Here is a 23,249-nt window from a genome sequence, read left to right on the forward strand (position 1 = left end):
TTATAACTTATAACTTAAAACTTACAACTAAATCTATGTTCACTGTTATTCATAAAGACAAATCGACTAAAGCCCGGCTCGGGGTGCTGACGACGGCGCACGGAGAGGTTAATACGCCCGTCTTCATGCCCGTAGGGACGCAGGGGACCGTCAAAGCAATATCGGTCGACGAGCTCAAGGCTTCAAGCGCAGAGATAATACTGGGCAACGCCTATCATCTGTATTTGAGGCCTGGTCTGGATATAATCGGCAAAGCCGGCGGGTTACATAAATTTATGGGATGGCCGGGACCTATACTTACCGACAGCGGAGGATACCAGATATTCAGTCTCGCCAAATTGCGGAAATTGAGCCAGGAGGGCGTCGAGTTCTCGTCCCATATAGACGGTTCGAAGCATTTCATAACTCCGGAAAAGGCCGTGGATATACAGCGGATACTGGACAGCGACATCATGATGATGCTCGATGAATGCGTCCACTATCCCGCGGCGCGTGATTATGTAGAGCAGTCTCTGGCTCTTACGACTAAGTGGGCGAAGCGGTCGAGGGAATATTTTGAAGAGTCAACGCGCAAAAATATCAAGGGCGCAGGAAAGCAATTGCTATTCGGGATCGTGCAGGGGAGCACATATCTGGACCTGAGGAAGAAGGCCGTAGAGGACCTGCTCAAGATCGGGTTCGACGGCTATGCGATCGGAGGCGTTAGTGTAGGCGAACCGCAAAAACTCATACACGAAGTCTCCGAATATACGGCGTCGCTTTTGCCCGAGGATAAGGCCAGATACCTTATGGGGCTCGGGACGCCTCCCGATATGCTTGAAGCCATAGCTAACGGCATAGATATGTTCGATTGCGTCGTTCCTACCAGGAACGGCAGGAACGGCCAGGCTTTTACCTGGAAAGGAGAACTGCAGCTCCGAAATGCGGAATATAAAGAGGACTTCGCTCCGATAGATGCGGAGTGCCAATGTTTTGCTTGTAGGACGCATACAAGGGCCTATATTAGACATTTGTTTAATACTGAGGAGATATTAGGATTAAGGCTAGTTTCATTGCATAATATACATTTTTATGTTAAACTTATTGAATTATCGAGGAAGGCCATCAGAGAAGGCCGCTTTTCTGATTTTAAACGTGATTTTGTGAAACAGTATAACAAGGAGAGAGACAAATGAACCAGGCGCCGAGCCCATTATTGAATTTGATGCCGATAGTGCTTATTTTTATAGTTTTCTATTTTCTTCTTATTCGGCCGCAGAAGAAGACGCAGGATCTCCATAAGAAGATGATAGCGGGCCTTAAAAAGAACGACGAGGTAATAACAGCGGGCGGCATCCACGGAACGATCACTAATGTAAAAGAGCATTCGGTCACGCTTAAAGTGGACGATAATGTGAAGATAGAGGTCCAGAAGAACAGCATAATGACGATGAAGCGGCAGGCGTCAGTATAAGCTTTAAGCCGTAAGCTATAAGAACAATCAAAAGGAGCTAATGGATGGATAAGAACCAACAATGGAAACTGATGGGCATGGTGGCGTTAGCATTGGCGTGTATATGGCTTATATGGCCGCCTTTTACGATCAAGGATAAGAACGGAACTATAGTTCAAAAGGGGAAGATAAATTTAGGCCTCGACCTGCAGGGTGGTATGCACGTAGTGCTTCGCGTGGATTCCTCCAAACTACCGCTTGACGCTAAGAAGGACGCCCTGGACAGGGCGATGGAGATCATCCGTAACAGGATAGACCAGTTCGGCGTAGGCGAAATGTCTATCCAGAAACAGGGCAAGGAAAATATCATCATCCAGCTTCCCGGTATTACAGACAGGGAACGGGCTCTCGAGATCATCGGCAGGACCGCCCATCTCGAATTTAAACTCGTTTCAGATAACGTCGAAGACCTGAAGAAGGCGCTCAATAATGAGCTTGTGGCGGGTTACGAGGTAAAATACTCCGAAGGTGAGCGCGGCGGCAGTGAGCCGCTTTTGGTGGCTGCAGACGCGAGCCTTACGGGCGACGCGATAGTGAATGCCAAGACGGAGTTCAGCTCCAGCGGGTTTGGTGAACCTTATGTTTCCCTTACACTCAACTCTAAGGGCGCGCAGATCTTCGCTAATCTTACCGCCGCCAATGTCGGTAAGAGGCTCGCGATAGTACTTGACGGCAAGGTGGTGTCGGCTCCAGTCATACGCGAGGCCATACCGTCCGGGCAGGCGCAGATATCCGGCAACTTCTCGGTAGAACAGGCAAACGACCTTTCTGTAGTACTCAGGGCCGGCGCGCTGCCCGCGCCAGTCGTAGTGGAAGAAGAGAGGACCGTAGGTCCGCTCCTTGGAGCCGATTCTATCAAAAGCGGCATCCGCGCGACGGTCATAGGCGGCCTTCTCGTAGTGATATTCATGATATTTTATTACCGGCTTGCAGGCGTGATAGCGGACCTTGCCCTTGGCCTAAACTTACTCCTGATATTGGCATGCCTGTCCATGTTCAAAGGCACCCTGACCCTGCCCGGTATAGCCGGTCTAATATTGACGATCGGCATGTCTGTAGACGCGAACGTCCTTGTCTATGAGAGGATACGCGAAGAGATGCGGCTCGGAAAGTCTCTGCGCGCCTCTATAGCGGCGGGTTACCACAGGGCGCTCTCCGCGATAGTGGATTCTAACGTTACGACGATCGTAGCGGCCGCCCTTATCTTCAAATTCGGGACAGGACCGGTACGCGGGTTCGCCGTAACGCTGACGATAGGTCTTCTGGCAAATCTCTTTACGTCCGTAGTCTGCACCAGAGCGGTATTCGAGCTTTTATGCGATCAGTTCGACCTGGCAAAATTAAAGTTCATGCAGTTGTTCCCGGAAACGCATTTTGATTTTATAAGCAAAAGAAAGATATGTTACGCGATATCCGCTATTGTTATAGTCGCGGGGCTTGCCATATTCGCGATGAGGGGCGAGAAGAACTTCGGCGTCGACTTCTCGGGGGGAACGCTTCAACAATTCGTGTTCGAAAAGCCTGTTAACGTTGATAAGATGAGGAACGCGCTGAAAGAGATAGGGTACGGGAACGCATCCATCCAGCAGTACGGCAACCCGAAAGAGATAATTATCAGGACACAGGACGATATAACGAAAAAGTTGAAAGAGGTCTTCAGGGATAAGTTCACCGATAATAAGTACGACTTGCTTAAGGTGGAGACTGTCGGCCCGGCTGTAGGGAAGAACCTGCGGAAAAACGCTTCTATGAGCCTTATGCTTGGTATCCTTGGTATCCTGGCCTACATTATGTTCAGATTTAATCTTAAATACGGCATGGCCGGCGTAATCGCTCTTTTCCATGACGTATTTATAGCTATAGGAGCGCTTGCGCTCACTCAACGGCAGTTTGACCTGACCATTGTCGCGGGACTTCTTACTATAGCCGGTTATTCGATCAACGACACTGTCGTTATATTCGACAGGATCAGGGAGAACCTGCGCCTTGTCAAAAAGGGGAGCTTCATCGACATAGTTAACCTGAGTGTTAACCAGACCCTCGCGAGGACGGTCCTTACCACCGGCGTTACCATGCTCGTTGTCATAGCGCTGCTCTTCTGGGGCGGCGAGGTACTGAACGACTTCGCGTTCTGCCTCTTTGTGGGCATGATATCAGGTGTTTACTCCACCGTCTATATAGCCAGCCCGCTCATCATATCGTGGCAGAAGAAGACGGTTGCGGCGAAAAAGAAGTGATGATAGAGAGGGCGCATGTCCGGCCATAAAGGATACGAACACGCGGAAAAGGCTTCCGTAGTAAGTATCGCGGTAAATGGGCTTCTCTTTATATTGAAGATATTCGCCGGCGTCGTCGGCCACTCCAACGCGATGATAGCGGACGCCCTCGACACGTTCGGCGACGCGGTGACGTCTGCGGGCATGCTCATCGGGTACAAGATCGCCAAAAAACCGGCCGACTCGGACCACCCATACGGCCACGGCAAAGCGGAATCGATCATCGCGAAGCTCCTGGCGATATTTTTAATAGCGATCGGTATTAAGATAGCCTATACGTCAGCCCATGCTATGGTGTGGCATAAACTATATGTGCCGGGCAAGATAGCCTTGGTGGCGGCTGTGATCTCCATAGTAGTAAAACTGGGACTCTTCCAATACACTAATATCATCGGCAAGAAGATATCGAGCACGGCCATGATGGTCTACTCGTGGAATCTGGCGTCAGACGCCTTTTCTTCATTTGCCGCGCTAATAGGGATAGCCGGCGCGCGCCTTGGATTCCCGATAATGGACCCGATAGCGGCTTTTATACTGGCCATACTTGTAATAAGGACAGGCGCGGAAGGATTTCATAAAGCATATGACGAACTTATGGACGGAGCGCCGGATAAGTCGTTTATCGATAACATAAGGAAGATAGCTCTCAAGAACCCCAACGTCAAGGCCGTGAAGGACGTAAAGGTCAGGAAGATGGGGCTTGAGGTGATAATAGATATGACCATAGAAGTAGATAAGAGTATCTCTGTTGAAAGAGGCCACAAGATAACCGATGTGATATGCGAAAATATCCTTAAGAAGATCTCCACTGCAAAAGAGGTATTCATACACGTCGAGCCGTTTAAGCGAAAGTAAGTAAGCCATGAGAAAGATATGGAGGATAAAAGATCCTGACCCTCTCGCGCAGGATTGCCTTTCATCCGCATTAAATATATCCAAAATCACAGCCCAGCTCTTAGCTAACAGGGGAGTAACCGACGCCGCGCTTGCCTCCGATTTCCTGCGCTCGTCGCTGTCGTCGTGCCATGACCCGTTCCTTTTAAAAGATATGGATAAGGCCGTATACAGGATCAAGAAGGCAATAGCCGGCAATGAAAAGATGCTCGTATACGGCGATTACGATGTCGACGGGATGACCGGGGTCACGATACTCTATTCGGCGCTGAAGAACCTGGGGGCCATAGTCGATAGTTATATCCCGAACAGGCTCGAAGAGGGTTACGGCCTTAATACGAATGCCATAAAGCGCGCACACAAGGACGGCGTTACTCTTATAATAACAGTCGATTGCGGTATCACCTCTTTTAAGGAAATAGAGCACGCGGGGGCCATAAATATAGATGTCATAGTAACCGATCACCACGAGATAGTGGAATCCCGTATCCCGAGCGCGTATGCTGTTGTTAATCCGCTGCAGGAAAGCTGTTCTTACCCGTTCAAGCACCTCGCCGGTGTAGGAATAGCGTATAAACTCGTCAAAGCTCTGTACGAAAATACTCCTTTTTTTGCGGAAGATTTTCTGGACCTTGTAAGCCTGGGAACCGTTGCCGACATCGCGCCGCTTATAGGCGAGAACAGGACCTTGACAAAATACGGCTTGGACGAGCTTAATAGAAGGGGCCGGGTAGGGTTGAAGGCGCTTATGGACGTGTCCGGCCTGAAAGATAAGGATATCTCAAGCGGCCACATAGGTTTTATGCTCGGGCCCAGGATCAACGCCATGGGCAGGATAGGTTCGCCCCAGAAAGCCCTGGAGCTGCTGCTTAGCGACGACTCGTCTGCCGCCGCAAAGATAGCGAAGATCATGGACGCGGAGAACAGGAGCAGGCAGAAGATCGAGGCGAAGATATTGGATGAGGCCTTGTCCAAAGTAGAGCGCGAAGTGAATTTTAAGTATCACCGCGTGATCGTTCTGGCGAGCGAGGGCTGGCATTCGGGGGTAATCGGCATAGTCGCGTCGAGGATAGCCGACAGGTTTTATCGGCCGACGATCCTGATATCGCTGGACGGAAAGCTTGGCAAAGGGTCAGGCAGGTCTATCGACCGTTTTCATCTCTTCGAATATCTCTTCAGGTGCAGGGAGATCCTGTCAGGGTTCGGAGGTCACGAGGCCGCATGTGGTATAACCATAGAAAAGGACAGGATAGACGATTTCAGGGACAGGATAAATGAAGAAGTGTCTAAGGATGTTGACGAGAATGTATTCATTCCGGGATTGGATATAGATATAGATATCCCGCTCAGCATGCTAAGCGAAAATGTCATATCGGAGATCGAGAGCCTTTCTCCTTTCGGGCCCGACAACCCAAGGCCCGTCCTTGCTTCGCGCGGACTAGTAGTAAAGGACGGACCAAGACAGATAGGGAAGAACGGATTTAAGATGTGGGTCACGGATGATAATATTACTTGCGAGGCCGTGAGCTTCGGAAGGAATAACCTGGATATGCCCGCGCCGGGTTCAAAACTGGATCTCGCGTATATCCCCGCCATAAATGACTGGCAAGGGGTCCGGTCGATCCAGCTGGAGCTGCGCGATATACAGGTCCAAAATATATGAAGCGAAGACCGACACCCGCAATATTTTCCGCGTTGATCGTAGCTACACTGAGTTTCTGTCTCTCCGCCGATGTTCTTGCTGCTAAGCCTGTGCCCCGGATCGCAAGCTACTGGGAGCGCGTAAGGGGCAATATTGTGCAGTGCGTATTGTGCCCCCGTAAATGCATAATAGATGTGGGCCAGAGGGGCGTCTGCACAGCGCGCATTAATAAGGACGGCATGCTCTACACGCTGGGTTACGGCAATCCAATAGCCGTCCACGTCGATCCCATCGAGAAGAAGCCATTCTTTAATGTCTTGCCCGGTACAAACGCGTTCTCAATAGCGGTCGCAGGGTGCAATATGCGCTGCCTCTTCTGCCAGAATTGGCAGATATCCCAATCAAAACCGGATGAAGTCACTGCCTACGATATGCCGCCTGAAGAAGTGGTAAAACAGGCCCAGGCCAGCAACTGCCCGTTCATCGTCTATACTTATACAGAGCCCATAGTATTTTATGAATATATGCTCGACATATCAAAGCTCGCCAGGACAAAAGGATTGAAGAACGGCATGCATACGTGCGGATATGTTAACCCTGAGCCGCTTAAAGAGCTTCTCAAGTATATGGATGCGGTGAATGTCGACCTGAAAGGATTTAACGAGGCGTTTTATAAGAAGATGGGCATGATGGCGGAATTACAGCCGGTGCTGGAGACTATTAAGACCGTGAGGCAGGAGGGCGTCTGGCTCGAGATCACAAATCTTTTGATACCGGGGCAGAACGACGACCCTGAAGAGATTCGCCGTATGTGCGTCTGGATCAAAGAGAATACAGGGAGCGAGACGCCCCTGCATTTCAGCAAGTTCACGCCATCGTTCCAGCTGCAGAACCTGCCGCCGACGCCGCTTAAAAAACTGGAAGAGGCCGCCCGTATAGCCAAAGACGCAGGGCTAAAATATGTCTACGTAGGAAATGTGCCCGGCCACCCGATGGAAGACACTTATTGCCCTAATTGCGGCAAGAAGGTAATAGACAGGCTCGGATACGAGATCCTGCAAAACAATATCAGGCACGGCAAGTGCAAGTTTTGCGGTTACAAGATAGCCGGCATATGGAGCGTCGAATAACCATATAATGTTTGATACGCTGATCACATACGCGCAAATATTCGCAATCGGGTTCGGTTTTGGCATGATCGGGCCCTGTTTTTTAGTCTGCACGCCGATCCTTATAACATACATAACGGGCAGCAGGAAAGACGCGGGCGGAGTGGCGTGCGATGTCCTGATATTCCTGGTCGGCCGACTTACCGCTTATCTCACATTGGGATTTTTAGCCGGACTATCTGCGGAATTACTCAACAGGTTCATCAATTCCGATATCACGTCTTATTTTAAACCGGTTGCCGGCTTGATAAGTATAGCGCTCGGCATATTTATGCTGGTACATAAAAATAAATATGACGTACACTGCGCCGCGCAAAGCCGCAGCAAGCATGATCTCGGCGGACTCTTTGCGTTGGGGTTTGTGATAGGTATAACACCATGCCCGCCTCTCATAGCGCTTCTGTTCGAGGTATCGCTTATCTCAAAGAATATCGTCGATGGGGTTCTATATGTATTCTCTTTCGGCATGGGTACGCTCCTTTCCGGGTTGATCGTAGTAGGGGCCGCGGCAGGCATCCTGGCGTGGATCCCTTCGAAGCTCTTGAAGTCAAATGTCAGCAATCTGGTGTTTAAGATATTATGCGCCTCGCTTCTCATATTGTTGGGGTTAAGCCTGATATGGGGGCGATTTTCGCGTCTATGAACCTTTTTATGAAAGGATAGGATAAAGAGCGAATTGAATAGAGCAATATCTCTGTCTGTGATCATATTAGGTATTACGGCCATGGCTTCGCAGATCGTATTCATGCGCGAATTCCTCGTTGTTTTTTGCGGCAATGAATTATCCATCGGCCTTATACTGGCGAGCTGGCTTATAGGAGGGGCGCTGGGAAGTTCTTTGTCCGGGGTCTTCGCGGACAGGATGAAACATAGGATCGCCGCATTCTGCTTATGCCAGCTTGTGTTGATATTGGCACTTCCGTTGACGGTCCTCGCTATCAGGTCTGTCAAAACGGCGCTTGGTGTCTCTCCCGGACAGATAATACCTTTTTTTCCTATGATCGCCGCAAGCCTCGCCATCCTCGCTCCCATATGCATCGCTCTCGGGTTCATGTTCGCGCTTGCCTGCGGCATCTATGAAAAGGGGTCTCATCTTGGGGCTGCCGGGATCGGCAGGATCTATATAATAGAAACGTGCGGAGCCGTAGTAGGCGGCTTTGCGGCCAGTTTTATCCTGATACAGCATCTAAGCTCCGTGCATATCGCGGCATTTTTGAGCCTGCTTAACGCGATCGCCGTATTTGCGGTTGCTTCTTCTTTGGAAAGAGAGAGCTACAAACCTTTATTTAAGGCTTTAGCCGCTATCGCCTTTGCTGTCTGTCTTCTGCCGTGGTTCTCGAACGGCTGGGACAGGATCGACAAAACGTCGCTCGAGAACGAGTGGCGCGGCTTCGACCTGGTATCCTCGAAGAATTCCATCTACGGCAATATCACTCTCGCGAAGAAACTGGAACAATTCTCATTCTTTGATAACGGCCTCCATCTATATACGGTCCCCGACGCTCTCGCGGCGGAGGAAGCGGTACACTTCGCGATGCTGGAACATCCCCGGCCGAAGAAGGTGCTATTGATAGGAGGCGGGGTGGGAGGGCTCATGGAAGAGGCCCTCAAATATCCTGTGGATAGCGTCTGCTATGTAGAGATAGACCCGCTTATAATAGGGACGGCAAAGGATTTCCTGCCAATAAAATATTATAAGCCCCTGGGAGACGCCAGGGCGGTCATTAAAAATCTCGACGGCCGCCTGTTCGTGAAGAGGGCAAAAGAGGAATTCGATTGTATCATATTGAACGTAGGGGACCCGTCGACCGCGCAGCTGAACAGGTTCTACACAGCAGAGTTCTTTGCCGAGATCAGGCGGATATTGAAAACGGGCGGCGTCTTTTCTTTTTCGGTCAATTCATCGGAAAATTATATCAATGACGAATTGAAAAATTTCCTTGAGTCGTTATACAGTACTCTTAGGACAGTTTTTGCCAATGTCATTATAGTGCCGGGAGATACGGCTTATTTCATAGCCTCGGACAGCAGCTTATCCCTGACACTCGATCATAAGGCGCTTGCTCAAAGGGTCAGGGATCGAGGGCTCGACCTGGAATATGTCCGCGATTATTACTTATCTTCAAAGCTCTCGCCTCAAAGGATAGCTTACGTTGAGACGTCCGTAATGCGCGAAAATAAGTCCGCAATAAACCGCGACTTCAGGCCTATCGCCTACTACTATGACATAATATACTGGTCGAGCCGTTTCAAGGGCTCATTCTTTACCGGGCTTCTGAAGAGCGTGACGGAAGAGACGATATGGTATGCCGTATTTTTCGTTTGCCTATCGATATTCGCCCTCGGGTTCTCATCGGCCAAAAGACCTGATTTCCTGGAGAAAGCCTCCATGGTCTCGGTCGCCGCTACCGGCTTCAGCGCTATGGCGTTCCAGATGCTCATCCTCTTGTCGTTCCAGATCGTCTATGGATATCTCTTCTATAAGCTCGGCATAATAATAACATCGTTCATGGCAGGCATGGTGTTCGGGGGATGGTGGATAGTAAAAATGCTCCCGCGTATGAAAAATCATAGATTACCGCTTATCATTACCCAAACAGCGCTCTTCGCGTATGCGCTTGTGTTGCCCTTATCTTTTTTGTGGTTGGCGTCATCAGGGACCAAGGTAATGTATTGGTCGGGTTCTAACATTGTTTTTCCCGCGCTCTCCGCGATCGCCGGCGTAATAGGCGGGTTCCAATTTCCGCTCGCAAACGCGATATGCCTGAAAAAGGGCAAAGGGACAGGGCGGGTCGCAGGCCTGGCTTACGGCACAGACCTTTTCGGCTCATGCCTTGGAGCGGTCCTGACTGGAGCGTTCCTCATACCGATCATCGGTATTCCGAAGACCTGTTTTTTGGTAGCGGGATTGAATCTCGCGGTACTTTTAGCGCTGGTCGTTTCGATCAACGTCGCGCTTTTCAAGAAGGTCGTCATAGGAGGGATAGCGGCCGCAGGGATCGTCCTCGGCTTTCACAGGATATGCTGTCTTTCGGTCCTTGACTGCGTCGAAGATTATATTAAATACCGGAAGACGCCCGTTGATGAGGTAAGGTTCACGATAAACAGGGACGATAAGGCGTTCATAGACGAGATAAAGAGAAGGGTCGATCCTAAAGAAGGCGTGTTGGTCCTCCACAGAGAGATATATTTCATAGCGTACTATATCTACCCCATAAAGATGTACAAGTTCAGGAAGGGCTATTTTTCGACGAGCGCTCCGTACAAATTTGAAGAAGTTGACGCAAAATGGCTTGAAAAGCGGAATATCAAATGGGTCATCATGGCCGATAAGAATGAGCGGTTGACGTTAAAGAGCATAGGGGAGATGGGCGGATGATAGGGTTATTTTTCGCGGGCATACTTGCGATATATTCGACAGGATTTGTTATCCGCAAGGCTGTATTTAGCAGGGAGCCGGCTCTCTTATCCGGACCTGAAAAGTTCGGGCTCGATATCGGGTTCGGTTGCGGCGGCATGGCTTTGGTATTCTTCTACCTCTCATTTTCAGGTATACGCCTTAGCGGTAACGTCATGATGGCAGTCACGGTTGTCTTCGCGGCCTCGGCTCTCGTTATCATAATGGGCAATAGGATGAAAGGGAGGGGGGGCGTCCCCGATATGCCAAAAAAGCCCAGCATAAAAAAGTTCGATATTATCCTGGTCATCGTTATCGCGGTAAGCGTATCGGTCATATTTTTCAAGTCGTTGTATTACCCGATGTATGAGTGGGCTTCGCGTTCCTGCTTCGGTTTCAAGGCGAAGATACTTCACGACTCCGGGACTATTTACGACAAGAGCTTTATCGACAAGGAATTCGTCATCGAACATCCCGAATATCCTTTGATGGTGCCCCTGCTGGAGGATTGGATGTATACCGTCATGAGAACGGATGACGACAGGTTCGGCAAGGGTTTCCTGCCGTTCATGGCCCTCGGGTTCCTAAGTCTAATGTATGGGGCGCAGAGGAGGTTCTGCGGCAGTACGCACTGCCTTGTGTATACTCTCCTGTACTCCCTGATATATGTCTTTGTATACAGGTTCGCGTGCGCTGAAGCGGATGCGCCTTTAGCCTTCTTTTATTTTGGGGCAGGCGCGCTTATGTTCTTATGGATATGTTCCGGGAAGACGCCCTATATCGTGTCGTCGTCGCTCTTTACGGCGTTTGCCATATTTACGAAGAACGAAGCCACATCGTTCTTTGTAATTCTTACAGCATGTCTTTTGTTGAGTCTGTTCTTCAGCCGGATGCCATTGAGGGATAAGGCTAAGGCCGCTTTCATCTATATGGGCCTGACCCTTGCCCTCTCAACGCCATGGCTTATCTATAGGTTCACGTCGTTGCCTTCCACAGACGTCCTCGTTAATGAAAAGACTTTTTTTAATGCAGGCGTCATCAATACGATAACGGCTAAAATGAGCAGGCATTCACTTATCATGGACAATTTTATATTCGATATAGTGCTTAAGACAAGGAAGTGGAATCTCTTCTGGATACTCTTTTTTGTAGCGCAGATACTCTCACTAAAAGAGCTTTTTAAAAAACCTGTCGTCTATCTGGCATTCATAGTATGGTCTACGCTCATATTATACTACACGATGTTCATTCTGGTCGACCTTCCGCTCGACCATATGCTGATAGGGATGGACAGGTTCGCTCTTCAGGTATCCGGGCTCGTATTATTATTGATCTCGCTGTTGAACTGCAAGAAACTTCATCCCGACGAAGGAGGGATTTAAGAACCTTCCTCATGAAGTTTCAGTGGTTAGGAAAGTTTTATACTTTCCTATACCATAAAAATTTGCCTTAAATTTCAGTTTTATATGATATACTTATATTGATTGGCTGTAATCCAAAATAATTTCAGGAGGGCGCTTCACATGGGAAAGAAGACCGTATTAGTTATCGATGATGAAGCCGAATTCGTAGATGCGGTTAAGATGAGGCTGGAGGCGAACGATTATATGGTCGTGGAGGCTTATAACGGACGCGAGGGCTTTGAAAAGGCAAGAAAGCAGCACCCCGACCTCATCCTCCTGGACCTGGTAATGCCTCAAGTGAACGGGTTCGAGGCGTTATCCCAATTGAAATCCGATCCAAGGACGATGAACATACCTGTTATAGTCCTGACCGCCAAGACCGAAGCGGAATATGCCCTTGACGCCGGAAGGCTCGGAGCGTCGGATTATATGATAAAACCCGCCAGCATGGAACAGCTGGTATCGATGGTAAAGCGGCATGTGGTAAGCGGTTAAGAATGAAAAATTTGATTTTACCGCCTTGCATATTGGGTTACTAGATGGTATATTTGATTGGAATGTGGTTCGCGTCAGTTTTTCAAATATGGCGGTTCCGGAAGGCAGCGACGGGACAGCCGGGCTGATTTGTAAGTCCGGCTGTTTTATTTTGTTTCCGTACTGAGCAAAGGAAATCGTATGGCCGACCAAACAGAGAGAAGAAGATTTCTCAGGTTTCCGGTGTACTGCCCGCTCCAGTACAGATGTGAGAGCAAGAAGATGCGCGACGAGTCCATAACCCTTAATATCAGCGAAGGAGGGGCTCTTGTATCTACCAGGGAACCCATAGACATCGGTACGGATATTGCGGTCAGGATATGTTTAAGCAGAGGAGTTTTTTTCATAACAGCGTCTGTCCGCCATATTCGCAAGGAGAGCGAGGGTGGGCCTTATAACGTAGGAATAGAATTTAAGGAGCAAACCCCCGATTTTACGCGAGGGTTCAACGAAGAGATGGGCGCATTGAGCCTCTATCAGAGGCAGCTTTGTGATGAGGAAGACAGGGAAATATCCCTGACCGAAGCTTCTATGAAGTGGTATAAGGATTCTCCCGCCTGGTTTTAAGGCCGTCCCAGAAACATTTCTCTTACAAATAAGTCCGAAGCAAAAAACAGTTTAATCATTGACATATATTGTCGCCTATGATATATTTAATATCATTGATATTCAATATGTTTAACTATTAAGGGGGTTAAAAATGTCCGATCTCTCGCTTTCCGAATTTGCCGACAGGGTAAGAGACATCATGGCGGTAGTCAGCAGGGAGTTCATAAAATACCAGACCAAAGATTTCTACAGGATGAAGATTACGATGCCGCAATTTATCGTCCTCAATTTCCTGAGCACGCACGGCGAATCGAGCATGACCGACCTTGCGCATTATATTAAGGTGACTACGGCGGCTGTCACCGGTATGGTGGACAGGCTCGTCAGGGAAGGGTATGCCACAAGATTGGACGACCCTAAAGACAGGCGCATAAAGAGGTTGACACTTACATCCAAAGGCAATAAGATAGTCGGTTATATACTCGGCCAGCACAGGAAGGTTATGATGGAGATGTTCGGCATGATTTCCGCGGAAGAGCGGGCAGAGTACCTTAAAATATTGGAGCATATACAGCATCACATCAAAGAGAGGGAAGCTTTAAGCAAGTCATGAAGAGAGCGATGATCTTATCGATAATATTTATTTTTACGGCGTGTGTCACCATCGGCGCGGCAGACGCTCCGAAACTTCCCGTTCCGGCCGGTGTCAACGATGATGCCCTGACCCTTTCGGACTGCTACGATCTCGCGCTGAAGCAGAGTGAAGATATTGCTATAACCGCAGACAGGGTAAAAGAGACGGAGGCTCATTTCCTGCAAGCGCTTTCTATCATGATGCCTTATGTCTCGTTCAAATCGCAGGATCTACAGGAAGAGCCCCCTGATGAACAGTTCAGCGCGCTGACCAGTTTGAAACCGACAAAGAGCTCCGAGAGAAGATTTAATGTAACGCAAAATCTTTTCAGCGGATTCAAGGCCCTTGCAGCCATGAAGGGAAGTAAGTACGAACGCGGCCAGCGTACCGAAGAAAAGACACGCGCCGAACAATTGCTGCTCGTCGATGTCTCCAGCGCGTTCTATTCACTTATAGAGAGACGTGAGGACCTGAAATCCCTGCAGAAGATCAGGATGGCACTCTCCGACCGAATAAGAGAGCTGAAGGCGCGTGAAAAGCTTGGGAGGTCGAGGAAGAGCGAGGTGGTTAACGCGAGGACGCAGTTATACAGCGTAGAAGCCAGTATAGAGCTGGTCAAGAACCAGGAGATAATCGTGCGGCAGATATTGGAGTTCCTGGTGGGCGGGAAGATAACCGCCGTGAAGGATACGTACGGTACGCCGTCGCATCTTATGGATGAGGATTATTATGTGTCGCTTGTTATGGAAAGGCCGGACGTCAAAGCGGCAAAATTCGCGTGGCTTTACGCGAAGAAACAACGCGAGGTGGTGGACAGCGACTTCCTCCCAAGAGTAGACTGGGAAGGCAACTACTATACGCAGAGGACGGGGTTCAGCAAGGACACCGACTGGGACGTAAAGCTGACGTTCAGCGTTCCTATATTCAGCGGGACCGAGGTGCTGGGAAAGTCCAAAGAGTATTCTCTTAAGGCGCACGAGAGTGAATTGATCTTCAGAAGGACCAGGCGGAAAGCCCCATACGACATCAGGGAAGCGTATGTCAGATTGAAGACGGCGATCTCGGTCCACAACGCTCTCGAGAAAGCGTATAAGAGCGCCAAGCTCAACTATTATCTACAGAGAAAGGATTACGAGCGCAGCCTGGTTAATAACCTCGAAGTGCTGGCGGCTATCCAGACGCTGGAAAATTCCGAACGGGATTATATACAAGCGCTTTATGAGGCGAAGCGCGCTTTCTGGGCGCTGCGCATAGCTACGGGAGAAGGCCTATTGGAGACACATTATGACGTTATCTGACCTATCGATCAAGAATCCCGTATTTGCCTGGATGCTGATGGCGGCGCTGATCATATTCGGCATAATTTCCTATAACCGTCTCGGCGTAGGGCAGCTGCCGGACGTTGACTTCCCGATAGTGTCCATAAGCATGACCTGGGAAGGCGCGGCGCCCGAAGTCATGGAGACCGATGTAGTGGATGTAGTTGAAGATGCCTTGATGGGCATTCAGGGCGTCAAGGAGATATCCTCGGCTGTGCACCAGGGCTCGGCAGGCATAACCGTTGAATTCGACCTGGGTAAGGATATAGATGTTGCCGTGCAGGATGTGCAGAATAAGATAGACCAGGCGCAGAGGTCGCTTCCAAAAGACATCGACCCCGCGATAGTCAATAAGGTAAATCCGGATGACCACCCCATATTAATACTTTCCGTATCATCGCCTACGCGCCCGATAAGGGATATAATGACCTATGTCCAGGACCATTTGAAGAACCAGTTTGCCACCATAAACGGAGTAGGTGACATCTTCCTGGGAGGATTTGTCGAACGCAACTTAAGGATATGGGTAGACGCGAATAAGCTAGAGGCGTATCAGCTTACAGTAGGGGATGTCGTCGACGCCGTAAAGGCGGAGCACGAGGAGGTGCCCGCAGGCCGTATAGAGACCTCCGAGAAGGAATTCAACGTCAGGGTCATGGGCGAGGCCGCGACGACAAAGGATTTCGAGAACCTGCTCATCCCTAAAAGGTCGGGACAGCCGATCTTCAGGCCGATCTACCTTAAAGAAGTCGCCACGATCGAGGACGGGCTTTCCGACATACGCAGGATCGCGCGTTCCAACCTGGAGACGACTGTGGGTGTCGGTATACGCAAACAGCGCGGCGCTAATGAGGTCGGTGTCGCCAATAAAGTCCTTGAACGCCTGAAAGAGATACAGAAGACCAAGCCCAAAGATATAAATATATCGGTGCGTTATAACGCTACCAAGTTCAGCGAAGACTCTATCCGTGAGCTTATCTTCACGCTGATACTTTCCGCCATAGTGACGTCGCTCATATGCTGGCTCTTCCTCGGGTCATGGAGCGCGACGCTCAATATCCTGCTCGCCATACCGACATCTGTCCTGGGAACGTTTATCGTAATATATTTTATGGGATTTACGCTTAATACGTTTACTGTATTAGGACTGTCGCTCGCGATAGGTATAGTCGTGGATGACGCTATAATGGTCCTGGAAAATATAGTCAGGTACAGGGAGCGCGGCGTAGATAAGGTGGAGGCGGCGCGCCGCGGCGCAAGGCAGATAACGTTCGCGGCCATCGCGGCGACGATGGCGCTCGTCGCGATATTCCTGCCCGTAGCATTTATGTACGGTATCATCGGCAAATTCTTTTACCAGTACGGCGTCACGATCTCTGTCGCGGTTGCGTTGTCGCTCCTGGAAGCGCTTACGCTTGCCCCCATGAGATGCTCGCAGTTCCTGGAGGTAGGGACGCGCCACACGTTCATCGGCCGTTCGATCGACGAAGGCTTCAAACGTCTCTCGGCCTCTTATCACAGGACGCTTGAAAAGGTGTTGAGGAAACGCGTACTCGTCGTCCTGGTGGCTATAGCGTTTTTTATCTCCTCGCTCTTATTACTGTTATTTATCCGCAAGGAGTTCCTGCCGTCACAGGATATGAGCATGCTGATGCTTCGACTCCAGACGCCCGTAGGTTCGTCGATAACTTTCACAGACGAACATTTTAAGAAGGCAGAGGCCTTCCTTATGAACCGGCCTGAAGTCATTTCGTATTTCGCTCTGATAGGCAGTTTTGGAGGAGGGATGGGCGGGGGAGAGGTAAATTCCGGGATGATGTTCATAACATTTAAAGAACCGAAGAAACGGCCTGTAGTACCTCCTAATAAACATTCACTTTCCCAGGCCGAGCTCATGACGTTATTCCGAACAGAATTGAACAAGATCCCGGACCTAAAGGTGGTTGTGCAGGACTTGTCGCTTTCCGGTTTCTCCGCGCAGCGGGGAATGCCGGTTGAATTGTCGGTGAGAGGTCCCGATTGGGAAAAATTATCGATATATTCCGAAGAGATCCGCAAAAAGATGGAGAAGTCTCCGCTCATGATAGACGTAGACACCGACTATCTCGCGAAGATCCCGGAAGTGCGCGTACAGCCCGACAGGGAAAAAGCGGATGACAGGGGGGTAAGCGTTTCAACTATCGGCAGCACCATAAACTCCCTGATAGGCGGTGAGAGGATCGCGAAATATACAAAAGACGGCCGGCGATACGATGTACGCATAAGGCTGGTGCCTTCCCAGCGGACAGCTCTTGAAGATATTGACCGCTTGTGGGTATGGAACAACAGGAATGAGCTGGTACAGCTTAAAAATGTCATAAAGATAACCGAAAAACCGACACCGCTGACGATAACGAGGCGCAACAGGGAGAGGGCCATATCGCTGTTTGCCAATGTCGCTCAGGGCAAGTCTCAGACCGATGCGCTGAAAGAGGTAGAGAAGATAGTCAGGGGCGTTCTTCCCGAAGGGTATAGGGCGGTATTTTCAGGCAGTACACAGACTTTCAAGGAATCGTTCGGAAGCCTGCTCCTGGCCTTCTGGCTAGGCATATTGATAGCGTATATGGTGCTCGCTTCCCAGTTCAATAGTTATCTCCATCCGTTTTCGGTCCTCTTTGCGCTGCCGTTCAGCATTTCCGGCGCATTGATAGCTCTGATGATATTCAATCAGTCCTTGAATATTTACAGTATCATAGGGTTGATATTGCTTATGGGAATAGTAAAGAAGAACTCGATCCTGCTCGTCGATTTTACTAACCAGCAGCGAGAACAGGGGCTCGAGGCTACACCGGCTTTGCTATCAGCCTGTCCTACAAGGCTGCGCCCGATCCTGATGACGTCAGTTGCTACGATCGCGGCGGCAGTGCCGCCTGCGCTCGCAATAGGTCCCGGCGCCGAGACGAGGATACCTATGGCGGTAACCATAATAGGCGGCGTCATACTTTCTACGCTATTGACTTTATTTGTGGTGCCGTCTGTCTACAGTCTTTTCTCAAAAATCGAACGGAAGAAATATCAGATCGAATTCAAGGATCTTGACGATCACGGCAATTCAGTCGAGAAAAAAGACTTTCGGATATAAGCCGCTATATATGAACAAGACTAATCGAACAATTACCCTGTGGATCGTCTTCATCCTCGCGGTCCTTGCCATAAGCTTGAAAGCCGACCTCAATCCTCCTGTCAGATATATCCTCGCAGGCGCTATTTTCTTAATAAGCGCGGGACTCTTTTTTGGGGTCAAGAAATAAAAACCTCTTTTACCGTCTTATATAGTGGGGCATATAAGGCGGAAAGGAGGTTTTTTGTGCCCGCGCAGATTTGATTAAAGATAAAATAAATATTGACAAAAAATCAATCAAATGTTAGAATTCATACACAAATGGAGGTAGGCATGAAAAAGGTATTAGCTATGATCGCCTGCGCGCTATTTGCCGTATCATTTCCGCCGCCGGCAAAGGCCCAGGATATATGGGCGGGCAAAGACGGCAATATAAGGAACGTTGATACCCGCGCGATGATAATAGACCAGGGCGAGCTTTACCTGGCGACCAGGAGCGAGATATACCGGGCAAGGGATGCGAAGGACAAGTGGGAGTCGATATTTACTCTTCCGCAGGGTGAGAACGAGATTAGTTCTATAGGCGGGAGCGCTAAAAATATTCTCGCAGGCACGAGGCGCGGCCTCTACAGGTCCCAGGATTACGGAAAGACGTGGAGGAACGTTTTCAGGACCATAATCCCCGGGAAGAACAGCATCCTGTGCATTGAGAATTCAAAATACAATCCGAGGAAAGTATTTATAGGGACCGAGCGCGGGATCTTCGCAAGTGTCGATTCCGGGGACAATTGGCAGGACATCAGCGGCTGCATAAAGGGAAGGCGCGTAAGCAGTATAGCCCTGAACAAGGACTCCGCGTTCGCGCGCGCGGATGACGGGCTATATTTCAAACCTGATACCCTAAGCGACTGGGAGAGAATATACGTACATCGTAACGCGGAGGAGACGGCGGAAGACGTTTTCGAAGAAGCGCCGTATGACGCTGAAAATGGCTCCGGCGTGACGGTGAATTGCCTGATGCTTAAAGGCTCCAGGCTCTATGCCGGGGTAGGTAAGAAGATAATATTCTCCGACGATAACGGAAAGTCCTGGCGCGATCTGTCCGATGAGGGCCTGACAGGGACAATAAACTATATAGCGAGCGTCAAAAAGAGAGATTCTTTATATTGCGCTACGAGTAAAGGTGTTTTTGAATTCAAGGACGGCAGATGGATGGAATTATATAAAGGAGCCGACAGGATATTCAACGTGAATAGTATCGTATCCGGCGATGAAGAAGAAAATTTCCTATGGGCCTTGACCGATAAAGGGTTATACCGTCTTGAGAGCGGAAAATACGCCTCCGACCAATATATAGATGTGGAGAGGAACCTGAAGGGCCTGAAGATAATCTTCGATAACGAGCCCGCGTTCAAGGAATTACAGCGGGCGGCTATGCGCTTTGCCGAGGTCGACCCGGAGAAGATCAGGAAGATGAGAAGCGAGGCGAGGTTAAAAGCGCTCCTGCCGAAGGTGAGCGTAGGTCTTGATAAGAAGCGCTCGACAAACTCGGAGATATACACGAGCGCCACAAAAGATTATGTCATCATGGGGCCGGACGACGAAAATGACGGGCTCGATGTCTCGGTCTCGTGGGAGCTTGCTGACCTCATCTGGTCTGACGACCAGACGAATATCGACGTTCGCTCGCGGCTCACGACGCAACTGAGGAACGACATACTCGATGACCTGAGGAGGGCATATTACGAGCGGAAACGGCTGCAGTTCGATACTATGACCGCGCCGCCAAAAGAGATGAAGGCGCGATTCGATAAGGAACTGCGTATTCAGGAACTTACTCAGGCAATAGACGACCTGACCGGGAATTACCTGAGCGAGCATATGAAGATAACTGACGCAAATGAATAAAAGGCATTTTTTTTCTTGACAAATAGCGTTATTAATGTAGAATGAAAGCAGTTATCAAGTCGTATTTCCTCTCTATATTGTTGTAAATTCAATTTCCGAGAGAAATAAAATCCCTGACATACTAAAATTAGACGATGTTAAAGATACCCTGCTATTATATCCTGACCTTATAGGGCTTGCCGCTTAATGTCCAAGAAAAAACTTTTTCTTATCGACGGGAATTCATTCTGTTACAGGGCGCATTATGCCGTCAGGCCGCTCTCCAATTCGAAGGGGCAGGCGACGAATGCCATATACGGCTTCATCACCATGCTCAATAAGATAATCAAGGAAAACGAGCCTGATATGATAGCTGTGGCGTTCGACCTTAAAGGGCCGACGTTCAGGCATAAGAAGTACGAGGAATACAAGATCCACAGGAAGCCCATGCCGGATGATCTCGTAAGCCAGATGCCTTACATAAAAAGGCTCGTCGAGGCTTACAATATCCCGATATATGAGGCACAAGGATACGAGGCGGACGATGTGCTTGCGACAGTCGCAAAAAAAGCCGAGGCGCGCGACATCGAGACGTTCATAGTGACGGGAGATAAGGACGCCCTGCAGCTTGTGAATCCGCATATAAAAGTTTTTAGCACGCATAAAGAAGGCCTGATATACGACGCGAAGAAGGTAAAAGAGGTCTACGGCGTCGAGCCGGAGCGCATGATCGATATAATGAGCCTGATGGGCGACGCGACTGACAATATCCCCGGGGTGCCCGGCATAGGCGAAAAGACGGCCGTTGAATTGATAGTGGAATTCGGATCGCTCGATGACCTCCTGAAGAACGTGGATAAAGTGAAAGGTGAGGCGAAGAAGAAGACATTGAAAGAGAACGAAAAGATGGCGATACTGTCGAGGGAGCTTGCGGTCCTGGACTCGGATGTGCCGGTCGAGATCGATTTCAAAGAGATGGAATCGAAGGATCCGGACCAGGTCGAACTTATGGAATTATATAAGGAGCTGGAGTTCAAGTCATTCCTGAAGGATGTCACGCCCAGGGAGAAGCTTGAATCTACCTATGAACTGATCGACGACGACAAGAAATTCAGGAAGCTGGTCGACGAGCTTAAGGGCCTCAAGGAATTCGCTTTCGATTCCGAGACGACCAGCGAGGATCCGATGCTGGCAGAGCTCGTGGGGATATCGTTCTCATGGAAGATCGGCCGCGCCTGTTATGTTCCTGTAAATCCCGCCGGGAGTAAAGCTGGGGGCGGGACAGGCAAGTATTTCGATGCGAAAGAAGTCCTTGGTGCGCTTAAACCGGTTTTTGAGAAGAGCTCTATAAAGAAGATAGGCCAGAATATCAAGTACGAGTATATAGTGCTGGCGAATTACGGGATAATATTGAAGGGTATCATCTTCGACACCATGGTCGCTTCCTACATTCTGAACCCTTCCAAATTGAACCATAACCTTGAAGACATATCGCTGGAATACCTGAACCACAAGTTGACGACACCCATAGAGGAGTTGATCGGTAAGGGTAAGAATGCCATTACGATGGACAAGGTCGATGTGGATAAGGTGTGCCAATACTGCTGCGAAGACAGCGACGTTACACTTAGGCTAAAGGACATATTGGAGAAGGAGATCTCAAAAAGGTGCCTCGACAGTTTATTCTACGACGTCGAGATCCCGCTCATCGAGGTACTGGCCATCATGGAGATAAACGGCGTCTCGATAGATAAGGGGTACCTTGCCGATCTCTCCGTCGCGATAGAGAGGAAACTGCAGAAGTCCACTAAGTCCATATATGAGATGGCGGGGGAGGAGTTCAATATAAATTCGCCAAAGCAGCTCTCTAAGATATTGTTCGAGAAGATGAAGCTGCCTGTGGTGAAGAGGACAAAGACCGGATTTTCAACCGACGAAGAGGTCCTGACGAAGCTTTCGCTCGAGCACGAACTGCCGGCAATGCTCCTGGAGTTCAGGGAGCTCTCGAAGTTGAAATCGACATACGTAGATTCGCTGCCGAACCTCATCAACCCAAAGACGGCCAAAGTCCATACATCGTTCAACCAGACCGTTACGGCTACAGGCAGGCTTTCGTCGAGCGAGCCCAACCTCCAGAATATTCCGATAAAGACGGAGGAGGGCAGGAAGATACGCAAAGCCTTTATTCCGTCGTCTAAAGAGAACGTGCTTCTTTCTGCCGACTATTCGCAGATCGAACTTAGGATACTGGCGCACCTCTCCGGAGATAAGAACCTGATAAATGCGTTTAAAGAGGGGGAAGATATCCATGCCTTTACCGCGGCGCTCGTGTTCGGGGTGGATGAGAAGGACGTTACGAAAGAGATGCGGAACATGGCAAAGACCGTCAATTTCGGGATAATATACGGGATGAGCCCGTACGGCCTGTCGCAGAGCCTGAAGATAGACGTAGATAAGGCGAAGAACTTCATAGACGCGTATTTTGAAAGATATCCCGATGTGCGGCAATATCTCGAAGGCCTGATCGCGGAGGCGAGGGAAAAGGGTTTTGTTACCACGCTCCTGGGAAGACAGCGGCATATACCAGAGATAAACAGCCCTGACGTTCGCATAAGGCAGTTTGCCGAGAGAACGGCTGTAAATACGCCGATCCAGGGGTCCGCGGCCGATATCATAAAAGTCGCGATGATAGCGGTGAATGAAAAGCTTATAAAAGAAGGACTGGGATCGAAAATGACACTGCAGGTTCATGATGAACTGGTCCTGGATGTGCCCAGGAAAGAGCGCGAGAAGGCATATAAGATACTGAAAGAGAGCATGGAGAATATCATAACGCTGAAGGTGCCTATCGAAGTTCATATAGAAGTGGGAAAGAATTGGCTGGAGTTGGAAGAGTATAAGTGAGTTGTAAGTTATAAGTCGTAAGTTGTAAGATTGTGAAACTCAATTTTTA

The 23,249-nt window shown here is 49.4% G+C and carries 17 protein-coding genes; all 17 read left to right on the forward strand.

The window, feature by feature from the left end:
* The first annotated feature begins 35 nt into the window (after positions 1 to 35).
* Entirely contained in the window at positions 36 to 1,175 is a 1,140-nt protein-coding gene (tgt, locus tag WC592_05040) for a tRNA guanosine(34) transglycosylase Tgt (protein MFA4981817.1), read from the forward strand.
* Entirely contained in the window at positions 1,172 to 1,453 is a 282-nt protein-coding gene (gene yajC, locus WC592_05045; GenBank protein ID MFA4981818.1) for a preprotein translocase subunit YajC, read from the forward strand. The genes tgt and yajC overlap by 4 nt, the downstream gene beginning before the upstream one ends.
* Before the next feature lie 44 nt (positions 1,454 to 1,497).
* Positions 1,498 to 3,729, forward strand: coding sequence for a protein translocase subunit SecD (secD, locus tag WC592_05050; GenBank protein ID MFA4981819.1), 2,232 nt, complete (start codon positions 1,498 to 1,500; stop codon positions 3,727 to 3,729).
* Between the two features lie 15 nt (positions 3,730 to 3,744).
* Positions 3,745 to 4,623, forward strand: a complete 879-nt coding sequence (locus tag WC592_05055) for a cation diffusion facilitator family transporter (protein ID MFA4981820.1) — start codon at positions 3,745 to 3,747, stop codon at positions 4,621 to 4,623.
* Between the two features lie 7 nt (positions 4,624 to 4,630).
* Positions 4,631 to 6,325 (forward strand): single-stranded-DNA-specific exonuclease RecJ, encoded by a 1,695-nt coding sequence (gene recJ / locus WC592_05060; protein ID MFA4981821.1) that lies wholly within the window; start codon positions 4,631 to 4,633, stop codon positions 6,323 to 6,325.
* Complete coding sequence (amrS, locus tag WC592_05065; GenBank protein MFA4981822.1) at positions 6,322 to 7,434, forward strand: AmmeMemoRadiSam system radical SAM enzyme; 1,113 nt, start codon at positions 6,322 to 6,324, stop codon at positions 7,432 to 7,434. Before recJ ends, amrS begins: the two co-directional genes overlap by 4 nt.
* 7 nt (positions 7,435 to 7,441) lie before the next feature.
* Positions 7,442 to 8,116, forward strand: a complete 675-nt coding sequence (locus WC592_05070) for a sulfite exporter TauE/SafE family protein (protein MFA4981823.1) — start codon at positions 7,442 to 7,444, stop codon at positions 8,114 to 8,116.
* A 57-nt stretch (positions 8,117 to 8,173) separates the two neighbouring features.
* Positions 8,174 to 10,852 (forward strand): fused MFS/spermidine synthase, encoded by a 2,679-nt coding sequence (locus WC592_05075; protein ID MFA4981824.1) that lies wholly within the window; start codon positions 8,174 to 8,176, stop codon positions 10,850 to 10,852.
* A complete protein-coding gene (locus WC592_05080) occupies positions 10,849 to 12,252 on the forward strand; it encodes a hypothetical protein (GenBank protein MFA4981825.1) in 1,404 nt (467 codons plus the stop codon). Before WC592_05075 ends, WC592_05080 begins: the two co-directional genes overlap by 4 nt.
* A 141-nt stretch (positions 12,253 to 12,393) precedes the next feature.
* On the forward strand, positions 12,394 to 12,768 hold the full coding sequence (locus WC592_05085) for a response regulator (protein MFA4981826.1): 375 nt from the start codon (positions 12,394 to 12,396) through the stop codon (positions 12,766 to 12,768).
* Between the two features lie 180 nt (positions 12,769 to 12,948).
* Complete coding sequence (locus WC592_05090) at positions 12,949 to 13,374, forward strand: PilZ domain-containing protein (protein ID MFA4981827.1); 426 nt, start codon at positions 12,949 to 12,951, stop codon at positions 13,372 to 13,374.
* Between the two features lie 133 nt (positions 13,375 to 13,507).
* Positions 13,508 to 13,969, forward strand: coding sequence for a MarR family transcriptional regulator (locus WC592_05095; GenBank protein ID MFA4981828.1), 462 nt, complete (start codon positions 13,508 to 13,510; stop codon positions 13,967 to 13,969).
* Positions 13,966 to 15,288, forward strand: coding sequence for a TolC family protein (locus WC592_05100; protein MFA4981829.1), 1,323 nt, complete (start codon positions 13,966 to 13,968; stop codon positions 15,286 to 15,288). The genes WC592_05095 and WC592_05100 overlap by 4 nt, the downstream gene beginning before the upstream one ends.
* The gene (locus tag WC592_05105) at positions 15,275 to 18,430 is read left to right on the forward strand and encodes an efflux RND transporter permease subunit (protein ID MFA4981830.1); all 3,156 of its coding nucleotides are present in this window, start codon (positions 15,275 to 15,277) and stop codon (positions 18,428 to 18,430) included. Before WC592_05100 ends, WC592_05105 begins: the two co-directional genes overlap by 14 nt.
* Before the next feature lie 10 nt (positions 18,431 to 18,440).
* On the forward strand, positions 18,441 to 18,599 hold the full coding sequence (locus WC592_05110; protein MFA4981831.1) for a hypothetical protein: 159 nt from the start codon (positions 18,441 to 18,443) through the stop codon (positions 18,597 to 18,599).
* Positions 18,600 to 18,742: 143 nt separating this feature from the next.
* On the forward strand, positions 18,743 to 20,317 hold the full coding sequence (locus WC592_05115) for a hypothetical protein (protein ID MFA4981832.1): 1,575 nt from the start codon (positions 18,743 to 18,745) through the stop codon (positions 20,315 to 20,317).
* Between the two features lie 186 nt (positions 20,318 to 20,503).
* Positions 20,504 to 23,200: a DNA polymerase I gene (polA, locus tag WC592_05120; protein MFA4981833.1), complete on the forward strand. Its 2,697-nt coding sequence runs from the start codon at positions 20,504 to 20,506 to the stop codon at positions 23,198 to 23,200.
* Positions 23,201 to 23,249: the final 49 nt, after the last annotated feature.

The sequence above is a fragment of the Candidatus Omnitrophota bacterium genome (genome assembly GCA_041648975.1).
GTDB lineage: Bacteria > Omnitrophota > Gorgyraeia > 2-01-FULL-45-10 > 2-01-FULL-45-10 > JAQUSE01.